Source organism: Comamonas sp. UBA7840 (assembly GCF_002501455.1).
Lineage (GTDB): Bacteria > Pseudomonadota > Gammaproteobacteria > Burkholderiales > Burkholderiaceae_C > Comamonas > Comamonas jiangduensis.
Genome location: NZ_DLTI01000002.1, coordinates 21,620 through 36,299, shown reverse-complemented (window position 1 = coordinate 36,299; position 14,680 = coordinate 21,620). Strand labels below are relative to the sequence as shown.

Annotated in this window: 11 protein-coding genes; 4 read left to right on the top strand and 7 right to left on the bottom strand. The window is 58.6% G+C overall.

What is annotated here, in order from left to right; genetic code table 11:
• The first annotated feature begins 354 nt into the window (after window positions 1–354).
• Window positions 355–993, top strand: coding sequence for a DUF6538 domain-containing protein (locus B3R00_RS00465; protein WP_286996767.1), 639 nt, complete (start codon window positions 355–357; stop codon window positions 991–993).
• 749 nt (window positions 994–1,742) lie between these two features.
• Here B3R00_RS00465 and B3R00_RS00460 read toward each other — a convergent pair.
• Together B3R00_RS00460 and B3R00_RS00455 are read right to left on the bottom strand one after the other, a co-directional pair.
• Window positions 1,743–2,660, bottom strand: a complete 918-nt coding sequence (locus B3R00_RS00460) for an SPFH domain-containing protein (protein WP_174863756.1) — start codon at window positions 2,658–2,660, stop codon at window positions 1,743–1,745.
• Window positions 2,661–2,721: 61 nt separating this feature from the next.
• Entirely contained in the window at window positions 2,722–3,144 is a 423-nt protein-coding gene (locus B3R00_RS00455; RefSeq protein WP_219164357.1) for an NfeD family protein, read from the bottom strand.
• Between the two features lie 151 nt (window positions 3,145–3,295).
• On the opposite strand from B3R00_RS00455, the gene B3R00_RS00450 reads away from it, so the two are divergent.
• Window positions 3,296–5,695 carry an arginine/lysine/ornithine decarboxylase gene (locus tag B3R00_RS00450; RefSeq protein WP_286996765.1) on the top strand — a complete coding sequence of 800 codons (2,400 nt, stop codon included), beginning with the start codon at window positions 3,296–3,298 and terminating at the stop codon, window positions 5,693–5,695.
• A gap of 135 nt (window positions 5,696–5,830) precedes the next feature.
• On the opposite strand, the gene B3R00_RS00445 is transcribed toward B3R00_RS00450, so the two are convergent.
• The 5 genes from B3R00_RS00445 to fabI all read right to left on the bottom strand — a co-directional run bounded on the left by B3R00_RS00445 (window position 5,831) and on the right by fabI (window position 11,698).
• Entirely contained in the window at window positions 5,831–6,700 is an 870-nt protein-coding gene (locus B3R00_RS00445; protein ID WP_286996764.1) for a DNA ligase, read from the bottom strand.
• Between the two features lie 184 nt (window positions 6,701–6,884).
• The gene (locus B3R00_RS00440; protein WP_286996763.1) at window positions 6,885–8,759 is read right to left on the bottom strand and encodes a potassium transporter Kup; all 1,875 of its coding nucleotides are present in this window, start codon (window positions 8,757–8,759) and stop codon (window positions 6,885–6,887) included.
• Between the two features lie 264 nt (window positions 8,760–9,023).
• Window positions 9,024–9,551 (bottom strand): superoxide dismutase family protein, encoded by a 528-nt coding sequence (locus B3R00_RS00435; protein ID WP_286996761.1) that lies wholly within the window; start codon window positions 9,549–9,551, stop codon window positions 9,024–9,026.
• Window positions 9,552–9,711: 160 nt separating this feature from the next.
• Entirely contained in the window at window positions 9,712–10,653 is a 942-nt protein-coding gene (locus B3R00_RS00430; protein WP_286996759.1) for a ZIP family metal transporter, read from the bottom strand.
• Window positions 10,654–10,897: 244 nt separating this feature from the next.
• A complete protein-coding gene (gene fabI / locus B3R00_RS00425) occupies window positions 10,898–11,698 on the bottom strand; it encodes an enoyl-ACP reductase FabI (RefSeq protein WP_286996757.1) in 801 nt (266 codons plus the stop codon).
• Window positions 11,699–11,797: 99 nt separating this feature from the next.
• On the opposite strand from fabI, the gene B3R00_RS00420 reads away from it, so the two are divergent.
• Window positions 11,798–13,645 carry an extracellular solute-binding protein gene (locus B3R00_RS00420; protein ID WP_286996756.1) on the top strand — a complete coding sequence of 616 codons (1,848 nt, stop codon included), beginning with the start codon at window positions 11,798–11,800 and terminating at the stop codon, window positions 13,643–13,645.
• A gap of 3 nt (window positions 13,646–13,648) precedes the next feature.
• The gene (locus B3R00_RS00415; RefSeq protein ID WP_219164365.1) at window positions 13,649–14,677 is read left to right on the top strand and encodes a microcin C ABC transporter permease YejB; all 1,029 of its coding nucleotides are present in this window, start codon (window positions 13,649–13,651) and stop codon (window positions 14,675–14,677) included.
• Window positions 14,678–14,680: the final 3 nt, after the last annotated feature.

Genomic DNA, 14,680 nt, shown 5'->3' with positions numbered 1-14,680 from the left:
TACGTGGCATACATGTGCTGGTCTGAAGTCCTGTCCCACATACTGCCCACATAAAACATGGGCCGTTAGCGATTCACCGCGAACTTTGATGAACAATGAATCAGATATTTATCTTTTATAATCAAAAGCTTATTGAATCATACTGAACTTCAATGAACGTGGCAATGGCGGACGCCCTCTCCGCCAGATACAGCTTTTGATGCTGAAGTCTTCCAAGCTTCAACACAGCATCACTAGCAAAATCAAAACGTTAAGCCTCAGTACAGCAATGCACTGGGGCTTTTTCGTTTCTAACGGCGGCGCGTAAGTCATCCCTTGAGTACACCGGATGAGTACACCGCAATGGTTTTGAAGATGGCTCGACCTTGGCGTGACCCACGCACTGGAATCTTCTATCTGCGCAAGAAGGTTCACGAATCCCTGCGCCCGTTCATGGGCTGCGGAATGTACAAGCGCTCCCTGCGCACGACAGACCCCAACGAAGCACTGAGGCGCTTTCCTGATGCGCTGGCAGAGGCCAACGCTGCCTTTGAACTGGCGCGAAAAGCCAAGGAGGGCTGCGCACAGTTGAATGCAAGAGACGCCCAGCAACTGGCGGCACGCTGGTTCGCGGATGAGCGCAAGCGGCTGGAGCAGTCCGGGGAGTGGCAGCGCTGGCTGGTGATAGGTCGTGGTGCAGATGGAGATGAGGCAGACTCCTTGTCCATGCACATGGATGACGACAAGCAGCGCCAGCAGCTCTTGGAGAATCTGGTCTTGCCCGCTGTTGCAGACATGCTCAAGACGCAAGGGCAGGCCATGCCAGCAGCCAACCCTCCAATGTCCAGCATAGACCGCCTGACGGGGACAGCATTTAAGCGTGCTTTGCTTGCGCTGGAAGGCGACAACCAACTGACACCCATCACGGTGCGGGACAGCAGCACTGTGTTGTCGTTGTATGTCTTGGTGATGATTGCGGTAGAAGTCATGATGTTTTCCTTTGGTTGTCTTTAAGCTAGGTGTCCCCGTATCGGTGGGGCATGCGTATGTCCAAGAGGAAAACAAAAAGCCCCAGCAAGGCGAACCCTGCAGAGGCGTTGGTGGTGCTGTGGTGATAGGCGGATGCTCAGATGGTCTCTGTGGCTGCATCCCTTATGGATAGGCGCATATCTAGAGCGCCATCAAAAAGTTCTAGCTACTTTGCAGAATCCACACTGCTTGGTCAAATTGAAAAGTGGGTATCCAGGACACCCTCTCTACAAGAAGAAGTCGCTTCTGCCAGTTCCTTACATGCCGTAAGCATACAATCTTCCGGTAGCTATGAGCTTAATGAGTACACTTTTTGAGTACTCTAAGCCTTGCGCCTTGAAGTTTTTTCATTAATTTTCAAGGGCTTACGTTAGGGTTTGTAGGGGCTCTTGGTCTCCCGCCCTCTCCGCCAGATACAACTTTTGATGCTGAAGTCTTCCAAGCTTCAACACAGCATCTCAAGCGCAATCAAAACGTTAAGCCTCAGTACAGCAATGCACTGGGGCTTTTCCGTTTCTAACGGCGGCGCTTAAGTCATCGCTTTGGTAACACCGGCTATGTGCAAGCCGGTGCGCCCCGTTGGGCAACGATGCATTTGATCTACGGCCCAGGCGACGGGCGGAGTAATTAAAACGGGCCCCTGTGGGCCCGTTCGTATGTGTGCAGCCTGCGTGGTCAGTACTCAGCCTGCTTGCTGGTTCTAACTCTGGCAACGACATGCATGTCGCCTCGAATCAGCTGGACTTTCCGCCCTGCTGCACCACCCGCATCGCGGAGGCAATCAGGCCAGAAACCTCAGAAATATTGCTGGGCACGATCAGTGTGGTGTTGGCGTCTTGTGCCACTTTGCTATAGGCCTTGACTGCACTTTCAGCGACTTTCAACTGCACGGCTTGTTCGCCGCCGGGGTGCTGGATGGCGGCGGCTACGCGTTCCAATGCTTGTGCGGTAGCTTCTGCCACGGTGGTGATGGCCGTGGCATCCCCTTGCGCTTTGTTGATGGCGGCCTGCTTCTCACCTTCGGAGCGTGCTATGAAGGCTTCGCGCTCACCAGTGGCAATGTTGATTTGTTCCTGGCGGCGGCCTTCGGAGGCGGCAATCAGCGCGCGCTTTTCGCGCTCGGCGGTGATCTGGGCCTGCATGGCGCGCAGAATTTCGTTGGGGGGGGTCAAGTCCTTGATTTCATAACGCAGCACTTTGACGCCCCAATTCAGCGCGGCTTCGTCAATCGCATTGACGACCTGGGCATTAATCATGTCGCGCTCTTCAAAGGTTTTGTCCAGCTCCAGCTTGCCGATCACGCTGCGCAGCGAGGTTTGCGCCAGTTGCGTGACTGCCATGATGTAGTTGGACGAGCCGTAGCTGGCACGCATGGGGTCAGTGACCTGAAAGTACAGGATGCCGTCCACCTGCAGTTGGGTGTTGTCGCGCGTAATGCAGACCTGGCTGGGCACATCCAGCGGGATTTCCTTGAGGCTGTGCTTATAAGCGACTTTTTCCACAAACGGAATGATGATGCGCAGACCGGGGCCCAATGTGCCCGCGTATTTGCCCAATCGCTCTTTGACCCACGCATGTTGCTGGGGAACGATTTTGACGGCCATCGATACAAAAACGATAGCGATCACAAAAAGAATTATGGCGATTTCCATAGACCAGACCTTGGTTGGAGAGAGAACAGTGAAAAAGAAGAAAGGACAAGCGTAAGCGGGTCTACGCTTTGTCCACGATCAGACGGCTGCCTTGCACCTCAATCACGCGGTACAAACCCGGCGCAGGCAGGCTGCCGGCACGCAGCACGACCGTCCATTGGCTGCCGCGGTAGGGGATGCGGGCCGTGCCATCGCTGTTCCACTCGGGGACATGCAGGGTTTCGCCAATGTCGAGGTTGATGTCAGGATTGGCCGTGGTGGGCAACTCGGGTTTGTGGCGGCGAATGCGTTTAAACACCAGCACGCACAGCACGCCAACGGCTGCGGCGGCACAAATTTGCAGGGGCATGCTCAGGCCCAGGTGTGCTGCGATGGCGCCCGCCGCCATGCCAGTTGCGACCAGCAACAGATAAATGGTGCCGGTGAGTAACTCTGCGACGATGATGCAGCCGGTCAGTACCCACCACCAAGTGCTTGGCTCCATAGCCTGCCTCCCTTTGTTTCAATGTGTGGGGCAGTTGTGATACTGCCTCTAGATGTAGGAAATGAACCAGTATTTTCTGGCCCCGCACTAGATATTACTTACACTGCGCGCCTATCTGACTTTTATTGTTCCCGATTGCAAAGGGTTGCGCATGAAATTCCGTTTTCCCATCGTCATCATCGACGAGGATTACCGCTCCGACAACACGTCTGGTCTGGGCATCCGTGCCCTGGCACAGGCCATTGAGGATGAGGGCTTTGAAGTCCTTGGGGTGACCAGTTATGGTGACCTGAGCCAGTTTGCGCAACAGCAAAGTCGCGCCAGCGCATTCATTTTGTCGATCGACGACGAAGAGCTGACCGGGGATAACGACGACCCCATCATTCACAGCCTGCGCAGCTTCATTGGCGAAGTGCGCCGCAAGAATGAAGAGGTGCCGATCTACATCTACGGCGAGACCAAGACCAGTCGCCACCTGCCCAACGACATCCTGCGCGAGCTGCATGGCTTCATCCACATGTTCGAGGACACCCCCGAGTTCGTGGCCAAGCACATCATCCGCGAAGCCAAGGCCTACCTGGAAAGCGTGCAACCCCCGTTCTTCAAGGCACTGTTGGACTATGCGGAAGACGGTTCGTACAGCTGGCACTGCCCCGGTCACTCCGGGGGCGTGGCCTTCCTGAAGACGCCCGTGGGCCAGATGTACCACCAGTTCTATGGCGAGAACATGCTGCGCGCCGACGTGTGCAATGCCGTGGAAGAGCTGGGCCAGCTGCTGGACCACAACGGCGCCATCGGCGAGTCCGAGCGCAATGCCGCTCGCATCTTCAATGCCGACCACTGCTACTTTGTGACCAACGGCACCTCCACCTCCAACAAGATCGTCTGGCACCATACCGTGGCCCCTGGCGACGTGGTGGTGGTGGACCGCAACTGCCACAAGTCCATCCTGCACTCCATCATCATGACGGGTGCGATTCCGGTGTTCTTGAAGCCCACGCGCAACCACTTTGGCATCATCGGCCCGATCCCGCAAAGCGAATTCAGCGTGGAATCCATCCAGGCCAAGATTGCCGCCAACCCCTTGCTCAAGGGTGTGGACGCTAAGGCTGTCAAGCCGCGCGTGCTGACGCTGACACAGTCGACCTACGACGGCGTGCTGTACAACACCGAGACCATCAAGAACATGCTGGACGGCTACGTGGCCAACCTGCATTTCGACGAGGCATGGCTGCCGCACGCGGCCTTCCACCCCTTCTATGGCACCTACCACGCCATGGGCAAGAAGCGCCAGCGCCCGAAAGAGTCGGTGGTGTACGCCACGCAGTCCATCCACAAGCTGCTGGCTGGTATCAGCCAGGCCTCGCATGTGCTGGTGCAGGATTCGCAGAATGAGAAGCTGGACCACCACCTGTTCAACGAGGCGTACCTGATGCACACCTCGACCAGCCCGCAGTACAGCATCATTGCCAGCTGCGACGTGGCGGCCGCCATGATGGAGCCGCCCGGCGGCACGGCGTTGGTGGAAGAGTCGATTCTGGAGGCATTGAACTTCCGCCGCGCCATGCGCAAGGTGGACGACGAGTTCGGCGACGACGACTGGTGGTTCCAGGTCTGGGGCCCCGAAAAGCTGGCCGAAGAGGGCGTGGGCCGTGCGGACGACTGGATCATCCGCGGCAAGGATGCAGCCCCCAAGACCAAGTCCAAGAAAAAGAATGGTAAGGAATTCGACAACTGGCACGGCTTTGGCGACTTGGCCGACGGCTTCAACATGCTGGACCCGATCAAGTCCACCATCGTCACGCCCGGCCTAGACTTGGACGGCGACTTTGCCGACACCGGCATTCCCGCCTCCATCGTCACCAAGTACCTGGCAGAGCACGGCGTGGTGGTCGAGAAGACCGGCCTGTACTCGTTCTTTATCATGTTCACCATCGGCATCACCAAGGGCCGCTGGAACACCATGTTGACGGCGCTGCAGCAGTTCAAGGACGACTACGACCGCAACCAGCCGCTGGCGCGCATCCTGCCCGAGTTCGTGCAGCAGCACCGCCGCTACCAGCGCATGGGCCTCAAGGACCTGTGCCAGCATGTGCACGAGCTGTACGCCAAGTACGACATCGCCCGCCTGACGACGGAGATGTACCTGTCGGATTTGCAGCCCGCCATGAAGCCATCGGACGCCTACGCCCACATTGCGCAGCGCAAGACCGAGCGCGTGGAGATCGACCACTTGGTGGGCCGTACCACCGTGGGTCTGGTGACGCCATACCCACCCGGCATTCCGCTGCTGATTCCCGGTGAAGTCTTCAACAAGAAGATCGTTGACTACCTGCTGTTCGCCCGCGAATTTGCCAAGGAGTGCCCCGGCTTTGAAACCGATATCCACGGTCTGGTCGAGATCGAAGACGACAAGGGCGAAGTGCGCTACTACGCAGACTGCGTGGTGCAAGACAAGCCCCAACCCTTTGCCAAGAAGGCTGCAGCACCCCGTGCCAAGTCGCCCGTGCGCAAGCCCGCAGTCAAGTCCACCGGTGGTGCAGCGAAGTAAATAGCTGTCGCAGTCAAAGCCTTGGCTAATGTGCGAAGGCTTTAAAAATAAGAGCTTGTAGCGCTTGTCTTGCTTGGTTTTCAGGTGTTAAAGCATCTGAAGCCTTGTAGAAATAAGCGCTGCAAGCTCTCTTTTTTATCGATCCGGGCTGGAGGCGGGAGCTGAAGCTTCACCGCGGATACGCCAGTAGCGGGCAAAGCGCGGCAACCCACTGGGGTGGGAGCCGTTGTGGCGATAGGTGATGGTGCTGCCAACCGGGGGCGGGTTGGCGCGGTCTGCGTCGCTCAAGCCACTGCCAATTTTGAAGCGCTGCCCGCGGGGCAGCTCCACCAGCAGCGCGCCCGTCATTCCTTGGTATTTGCCTTTGCCGGGCAGGTGGGCGACCACCACGGCTTCCGCATCGTCAAACAGTTTGAGTTTGAGGAGGTCATCGCTGCGGCCTGCGCGGTAGGGGCTGTCGGCACGGCGCAGCATCAGCCCTTCGGCGCCTTGCTGGCTCACGCTGCGCAACTGGCGCATCAGCGCCTCGTGGCTGGACACCTGCCATTGTGGTGCCTGCTGCACCCAGCTTTGGCCAATGGCGCGCACGTTGCGCTGCAACTGCTGCTGGCGCTGCACCAAGTTGCCAGCATGCCCGGGCACATCAAACACCATATAGCGCACAGCACGCCAACCGGCTTCGTCGGCAGCGCCTTGTGCCACGGTCGATTGCACGGCTGCAAACTGGCCCCGGCCTGCCCATAACTCGCCATCCAGCGCTGTGCTGGGCCAGTGGTGGGTGAACCATGCCGGAGCAGCAATCGGAATGCCTTGGCGGCTGAGCAATTGCTGGCCTGTCCAGTGGGCGCGAATGCCATCGTATTTTTCACTGACCCAGTAGTGGGCAAGGTTCAAGCCGGGGTGATAGCCGTTCGCCAGGGTGAGTGGCGACCCTTGTGCGCGCGCAGGGGCGCACACCAGCACGCTGATGGCAACAAAAACGAGCAAGTAAGTGCGACGCAACATGGCTGCAGCATAAAAAATGTGGCGCTGCTGGCTAGTCCGCTGGTCTGGTTGTTGGAGAAAGTCGACCTGCCTGCGCAGTCGGATGTGCAGGCGGGCAACGCCCGCACTGCGCTGGGTGCTGCTGGCGCAGGAACGTGTGGGTAGGCGGGTGCAGTGTGGGGCGCGCGGTGCGCCGCACTGCGTCTTAAATCACAATTTGGCTGCCCAGTTCCACCACATTGCGGTTGGGCAGGTGCAAGAAATCTGCAGCAGAGCTGGCGTTACGGTACATCTGCGCAAACAGTTTTTCACGCCACAGCGCCATGCCACGGCCATGCTGCGCCACGATGATGTCGCGCGAGAGAAAGTAGCTGGTTTCCATCACAGAGGCCTTGGGCAACTCACCTTTGAGAGACAGCAGCGTCAGGGCATTGGGCACATGCGGCTCATCTTTGAAGCCAAAGTGCAGCACCACCTGCCAGCAGTCGTGGCCCAGGTCATGCGCGGTTGCACGGCTGTCCGGCGGTACGTGGGCGACTTCGTGGTTGCGTACCGTGACGAAGACATTGCGGGCGTGCAGCACCTTGTTGTGCTTGAGGTTGTGCAGCAAAGCACTGGGCACGGTGCCTACTTGGGAAGACAAAAACACCGCCGTGCCTTCTACGCGGGTGACGCTATCGCGGCGCAGCATGGTTAAAAAATCGATCAAAGGCAGGGCGTGTGGCCGCAATGATTGCAGCACCAACTCTCGCCCGGTATGCCAGGTGCGCATGAGCAAAAACATGCCTGCGCCAATGGCCAGCGGGAACCAGCCCCCATCTGTCAGCTTGAGCAAATTAGAGGCAAAAAAGCTCACATCCACGGCCAGGAAAAAGGCGGTGGCTGCAGCGATGGGCAGCAGCGGGTATTTCCAGCCCCAGCGCACCACAAAGAAGGTCAGCACGGTGGTGATCAGCATGTCCAGCGTGACTGCAATGCCATAAGCCGCAGCCAAAGCACCGGAAGACTGGAAGAAAATGACGGCCAGCGCAATGCCTGCGCACAGCCCCCAGTTCACCAAAGGCAGGTAAATCTGGCCCGTGTCTGTTTCGCTGGTGTGCAGCACTTGCAAGCGCGGCAGATAACCCAGTTGTATGACTTGTTTGGTGACGCTGAATGCGCCCGTAATCAGCGCTTGCGAGGCAATCACCGTAGCCGCCGTGGCCAGCACCACCATGGGCAGCAGCAGGGCGCGTGGCGCCATGGCAAAGAAGGGGTTGCTGACGGCATCGGGCTGCTGCAGCAGCAAAGCCCCTTGGCCTAGGTAATTGATCAGCAGTGCGGGCATGGCAACGCCAAACCACGCTTGCCGAATGGGGCGTTTGCCAAAGTGGCCCAAGTCTGCATACAGCGCTTCAGCACCTGTGACGCACAGCACGACGGCCCCCAGCAGCAAAAATGCCACCCCCGGCTCCTCCCACACAAATGCGAACGCATGGTGGGGGCTGAGGGCCCACAAAATTTGCGGATGCTGGGCAATGTGCCAAAAGCCCAGGACAGCCAGGCTTAGAAACCACAGCCCCATGATGGGGCCAAACCAGCGGCCAATGCCGGCGGTGCCACGCTTTTGCACCGCAAACAGGATGAACAAAATCAGCAAAGTCAGCGGTACCACCGCCGAGGAAAAGCGGGGTGAGAGCACCGCCAACCCTTCCACGGCCGACAGCACGGAAATTGCCGGGGTAATCACACCATCGCCGTAAAACAGGCAGGTGCCAAAAATACCAATGGCCATCAGCCAGCGGCGCAAACGCGGGTGGCCTTCTACGGCGCTGGCTGCCAATGCCAGCATGGCCACCAGGCCGCCTTCCCCACGGTTGTCAGCGCGCAGCACCAAGGTGACGTATTTGAGTGAGACGATGACCGTCACTGTCCACACCACCAGCGACAGCACACCGTACACATGGGCCGTGGTGAGCGCGACATGGCCGGAACTAAAAACTTCTTTGAGCGCATACAGCACGCTGGTGCCGATATCGCCATACACCACGCCCAAAGCACCCAAGGTGAGGGCGGCCAACGATGATTTTTCAGATTGCACAAACAAAGCCTGCAGATGCGATGGTCGCCATTGTCTGAGTTCGCGCCTGCGTCGTCGATGGCTGTGCAAGGCTATGTTGCATGCAGGGGTATGCGCCGCCAAAGGCTTGCAGTGCAAGGCGTTGTTTGGTAGGTATGAAAAACATAGCTGTCTGCGCTTGCTGTATCAGCGTTAAACGCCAAAAAAGTAAAAAAACCGACAGTCCAAGGTGTCGGTTTTTTTAGGGTGTAGAGGCGCGTTGCTGTTGCCGTCAGCGGTGGCTTTTTACTGCGGTTGAATGACTCCGCAGGCCAGTCGCGCTCCAGCGTTGCCCGTGGGTTGGGTGGTGTAGTCGTCAGGGTCAGCATGCACGATCAAGGCACGATTGGCGATATTGTTGGTGCCGCTGCCCAGGCTGATTTGGTTGGTTTCATAGTGCACGACGGCCATGCCATTGGCATTGGCATGCAAACTAGGCAAGTCGCCAGCGTGCTGCGGTGCATGGCCGTGCTTGCCATGGGGGGTGTTTTCCGGGTTGAAGTGACCGCCTGCGCTGGTGCCATCTGGGCTGGAGCAGTCGCCTTTTTCATGGATGTGAAAGCCATGCTCGGAGTTGGGCTTAAGACCACTGATTTGCCCTGTCACCTTCACCATGCCGTGTTTGTGCTGCAAAAAATGCACTTTGCCAGTGACGGTGCTGCCTGTGGTGGGTTTGAGCTCTGCAGTGGCTGTAGGTTCATTGAGAACGCCTGCGCAGCCAGCCAGTGCTGCGGCCACTGCCAAGCTTGAGAGCAAGAGGGGGTAGGTGGTCATAGGGTCTCCCTTGGGGTGAAGTGGTTAAGCAATGAACACACTTTTTCACAGCTATTGCCTGCGCGGGCGTACGCGCAGTCTGAGCTTGGCGTAGTGTTTTGCCGTATGACAGCGCTGTTCAGCCCCCCGCCGTGCAAGCGCAGGGTGCACGGGTCAGGCGCTAGCCGAACGCGGTGTCCATCACCATCATCAGCACAAAGCCCAGCATCAGGCCGCCGGTGGCAAAGGTTTCATGGCCTTTGCGGTGTGATTCGGGAATGATTTCGTGGCTGATGACAAACAGCATGGCACCTGCTGCAAAGCCCAGACCCCACGGCAAAATGCCAGCTGATGCACTGACCACGGCGGCACCCAGTACGGCACCGACAGGCTCCACCAAGCCACTGAGCATGCCCAGCGTCACAGATACTTTGCGGCTGTAGCCTGCCGTCAGCAACGCCATGGCAACCACCAAACCCTCGGGTACGTCTTGGATGGCAATGCCCGTGGCCAAGGCATTGCCTGCTATGCCATCGCTGGCGTAGCCGACGCCAATTGCCAGGCCTTCTGGCAGGTTGTGCAAGGTGATGGCAAACACAAACAGCCAGGTGCGTTGCAGGCGCCGTGCCGCGTCCAGATCCATGCCTTCACGGCCCTTGATAAAGTGCTCGTGGGGCAGCAAGCGGTCCATCAGCAGCATGACGGCAGCGCCTAGCAAGATGGCGGTACCGATTACCACCGCGGCCGCGCTATCGGAGCCGCCAAACAACGCTTGGCTACGCACAGCATCCATACCGGGCAGGATGAGAGAGAACGCACAGGCCGCCAGCATCACTCCCGCACCAAAACCAAACAAGGTGTCCTGGGTGCGCGCACTCATGCTGTGGGAAAACATGACAGGCACGGTTCCCAAGGCGGTCGCAAAGGCAGCGACCATGCCGCCGCCCAAGGCTTGCAGCACGACGAGTTGCTGCTGCGCATAACTCCAGAACATGCTGAAGAGCGCCCAAATACCTGCCACAGAGATGGCAAAACCGACCCACAAGCGCACGCTGTGCTTGTTGATTCCAAGCACGCCCACGCTCAGAGGGGTGTGCGTATCTGAGGCAGCGTTCTTTTTCATACGTGCTTATCCAGAGTGGTTAGTGCAGCGTGATAGTGGTTGTGCGGCAGCGGTGTCAGTCAATCACTGATTGTTGCTAGATGCGATTCATTCTTATTTTTGTGGGCGCAAATTCACCGCAACCTTTCGTGGTGGCCGCGAGTGGTAGAGGGGATGCACAGCAATCGGCCTAATAAAAAAAGCAAAAAAAGCCCTGCAGGCCAATGGACCTGCAGGGCTTGGGGCAGCAATGTGCGCGGGGTTTTTAGACTTGGTCTGCAGACAGGCCAGCTGTCTGGCTGAAACCACCGTCTACATAGGTGATCTCTGCGGTAATGCCCGAGGCCATGTTCGACAGCAAGAAAGCGGCGGTGTTGCCCACATCTTCAATGGTCACGTTGCGGCGCAGGGGGGCTGCATCGGCCACGCGGCCCAGCAGCTTGCCAAAGTCCTTGATGCCCGAGGCGGCCAAGGTCTTGATGGGGCCTGCAGAAATGCCATTCGCACGGATGGCGCGGCCATCTGCGGTGCGGCCCACGGCTTCGGCCAGGTAGCGCACGGAAGCTTCCAGCGACGCCTTGGCCAGGCCCATGGTGTTGTAGTTGGGGATGGAGCGCAGAGCACCCAGGTACGACAGCGTCAGCAGCGAGGACTTGTCGTTCAGGTAAGGCAGGGCAGCCTTGGCCATGGCGGGGAAGCTGTAGGCGCTGATGTCGTGGGCGATCTTGAAGGATTCGCGGCTCAGACCGTCCAGGAAGTTGCCCGCAATCGCTTCGCGGGGTGCAAAACCGATGGAGTGCACAAAGCCGTCAAACGTGCCCCAGACAGCACCCAGGTCGGCGAACAGCTTTTCGATTTGGGCATCATCACCCACGTCGCAGTCAAACACCAGCTTGGAGTCAAAGTCGGCGGCAAACTCGGTGATACGGTCTTTGAAGCGCTCGCCCACGTAGCTGAAAGCCAGCTTTGCACCTTGTTCGTGGCAGGCTTTGGCGATGCCGTAAGCGATGGAACGGTTGGACAGCACGCCCGTAATCAGCAGCTTCTTGCCGGTCAAAATACCCATTGTTCTTCTCCTTGAGGAAATACGTCGATGGCCGGCCGCGTGGTTTTGCGTGAAGCAAAAAAAGCAGGGCGGCGGGCCGCTGTGGTGCAGAATTGTCTCATGCGCTTTTGGAAGTTTTGTTTCTTGCTCGCAGGAGCCTCTACGGTGACCCCCACTTGGGCTGACCACGCCTATGCTTTGTGGGGGCAGCCCAAGTATGCGCAGAACTTTGCGCACTTTGACTATGTGAACCCGCAAGCCCCGAAAGGTGGGGAGTTGCGGCTGGTGAGCAATCTGCGCACCTCCACCTTTGACAAATACAACCCGTTCACCATCAAAGGCAGTGCACCGGCGTATTTGTCCAATTTGATGTTTGACACCTTGCTCACGGGCAGCATGGACGAAACGGCTACCGGCTATGGTTTGCTGGCCGAAGATGTGACCGTGGCGGCTGATGGCTTGTCGGCCACGTTCCGGATTCGCCCGCAGGCCCGCTTTCACGATGGCAAGCCGGTGCTGGCGCACGATGTGAAGCACAGCTACGAAACGCTGGTGGGGCCTCACACTTCTCCAGGTTACAAAACCATGCTGGCGGAGGTTGCTGCGTGTGAGGTGCTCAATGACCGCACCGTGCGTTTCACCTTTCGGTCCCCCAACCGCGAGTTGCCACTGACCGTCGGAGGTTTGCCGATTTTTAGCCGCGACTGGGGGGGAGGCAAGCCTTTCAACGAAGTGGTGATGGACACGCCCATAGGCAGCGGACCTTACAAAATCGGCCCCGTGCGCTTTGGTAAAGACATCACCTATGTGCGCGATGCCCATTACTGGGCCAAAGATTTGCCCGTAAGACGGGGTACGGTCAACTTTGACCGTATCAGCGTCAAAATTTACAAAGACAACACCGCCAAGCTGGAAGCGCTGAAGGCCGGAGAGTTTGACTTGATGCGCTTTTTCAGCGCGGGTGATTGGGCGCGCCGGGTGGATGGGCGCAAATTCCGCACGGGGGAGTTGGTCAAAGGTGAGTTCGCGCACAAGCTGCCCACGGGCTTTCAAAGCTATGTACTCAATACGCGCAGGCCTTTTTTGCAAGACGTGCGTGTGCGCGAAGCGCTGGGCCTGGCGCTGGACTATGAATGGATGAACCGCCAGATGTTCTACGGCGCCTACCAGCGCGTGAATGGCATTTTTGGCAACACCGTGTGCCAGACCACGGGCAGCCCGTCCTCCCAAGAGTTGGCCTTGATGCAGCCTTTCGGGGATGTGTTGCCGCCCGCTGCGTTTGGCCCGATGACCACGCCGCCACGTACCGATGGCGACAGCAGCTTGCGCGATAACCTGCGCAAAGCCCAAGGATTGCTGGCCGCAGCAGGCTGGACGGTGCAAGGCGGCGTGCTGCGCAACAGCGATGGCCAGGCGCTGGTGCTGGAATACATGGACAGCGGCGAAGGCGGCCAGCGCACCGTGGCGCCCTGGCAGCGCAATCTGCAAAAACTGGGGATTGAGCTGAAATACCGTGCCGTGGACTTTGCGCTTTACCAGCAGCGCCTGCAAAAGTTTGACTTCGACATCACCAGCATTGCCTACCAAGGCACCAACAATCCGGGCCAGGAGTTTGCCGACTTGTTTGGCAGCGCGGCGGCAGATCAGGAAGACTCGGGCAACTTCCCCGGTGTGAAAAGCAAAGCGGTGGACGCGTTCATCCATGCCATGGTCTCGGCCAAGACGCAGGAGCAGCTGCTGCCCGCCTGCCATGCGCTGGAGCGTGCCATTGCACACGGCCACTACCTGATTCCGCAGTGGTCGGCCGACACGCACCGCATGGCCTACAACCAGTGGCGCCTGGAGCACCCGTCCATCATTCCGCCCTATTCCAGCGGCGAAGGCTGGGTGATCGATACGTGGTGGGCGCGCATGCCACCGCTCACGGCAGACACGGCCGCTGCTGCATTGCGTAAAGGGGGGGAGTAAGCCATGTTCGCCTATATCCTCAAGCGTATTTTGCTCATGGTGCCTACGCTGCTGGGGGTGCTGTTGCTCACCTTTATGGTGATCCAGTTTGTGCCCGGTGGCCCGGTGGAGCAGTACCTGGCCGAGGCCAAGGCCGGTGCGGGCGCTGGTGCCGAAGGCGGTGGCATGGCCTACCGCGGCGCGCAGGGGGTAGACCCGCAGCGTATCGAGCAGATCAAAGCCCTGTACGGCTTTGACAAGCCTGCGCACGAGCGTTTTTTCCAGATGCTGGGGCAGTTTGCGCGCTTTGACCTGGGCCAGAGCTTCTTCCAGAACAAGCCGGTGTGGGCGCTGATTGCCGAGAAGCTGCCGGTGTCCATCAGCCTGGGGTTGTGGACGTTTTTCATCAGCTACCTGGTGGCCGTACCGCTGGGCGTGGCCAAGGCGGTGCGCGCCGGCTCGCGCTTTGACCTGGTGACCACCTTGCTGATCTTGATTGGCTATGCCATTCCGGGTTTTGTGCTGGGCGTGGCGCTGCTGGTAATTTTTGGCGGGCAGCTGCAGTGGTTTCCGTTGCGCGGGCTGACCTCGGCCAACTGGGAAGAGCTGAGCCTGCTGGGCAAGGTGGTGGACTACCTGTGGCACATCGCCCTGCCTGTGACGGCCATGGTGGCGGGCAGTTTTGCCGTGACAGCCATGCTGACCAAGAACGCATTTTTGGAAGAAATCCGCAAGCAATACGTGCTCACAGCCCGCGCCAAAGGGCTGAGTGAAAAGCAAGTGCTGTACAAGCACGTGTTTCGCAATGCGCTGATTCCCATCATCACCGGCTTTCCGGCCGCTTTCATCGGGGCGTTTTTTGCGGGCTCGCTGCTGATTGAGACGCTGTTCTCGCTCGATGGTTTGGGCCTGCTCAGCTATGAAAGTGTGATTCGCCGCGACTACCCGGTGGTGCTGGGCTCGCTGTACCTGTTCACCCTGATCGGCTTGGTCACCAAGCTCATCAGCGACCTGTGCTACGTCTGGGTCGATCCCCGTGTGAAATTTGATTGAAAT

Bases quoted from the DNA above. Each gene is read 5' to 3' on its own strand.
- B3R00_RS00465 (WP_286996767.1), top strand. From the start codon at position 355: ATGGCTCGACCTTGGCGTGACCCACGCACTGGAATCTTCTATCTGCGC.
- B3R00_RS00460 (WP_174863756.1), bottom strand. From the start codon at position 2,660: ATGGAAATCGCCATAATTCTTTTTGTGATCGCTATCGTTTTTGTATCG.
- B3R00_RS00455 (WP_219164357.1), bottom strand. From the start codon at position 3,144: ATGGAGCCAAGCACTTGGTGGTGGGTACTGACCGGCTGCATCATCGTC.
- B3R00_RS00450 (WP_286996765.1), top strand. From the start codon at position 3,296: ATGAAATTCCGTTTTCCCATCGTCATCATCGACGAGGATTACCGCTCC.
- B3R00_RS00445 (WP_286996764.1), bottom strand. From the start codon at position 6,700: ATGTTGCGTCGCACTTACTTGCTCGTTTTTGTTGCCATCAGCGTGCTG.
- B3R00_RS00435 (WP_286996761.1), bottom strand. From the start codon at position 9,551: ATGACCACCTACCCCCTCTTGCTCTCAAGCTTGGCAGTGGCCGCAGCA.
- B3R00_RS00430 (WP_286996759.1), bottom strand. From the start codon at position 10,653: ATGAAAAAGAACGCTGCCTCAGATACGCACACCCCTCTGAGCGTGGGC.
- fabI (WP_286996757.1), bottom strand. From the start codon at position 11,698: ATGGGTATTTTGACCGGCAAGAAGCTGCTGATTACGGGCGTGCTGTCC.
- B3R00_RS00420 (WP_286996756.1), top strand. From the start codon at position 11,798: ATGCGCTTTTGGAAGTTTTGTTTCTTGCTCGCAGGAGCCTCTACGGTG.
- B3R00_RS00415 (WP_219164365.1), top strand. From the start codon at position 13,649: ATGTTCGCCTATATCCTCAAGCGTATTTTGCTCATGGTGCCTACGCTG.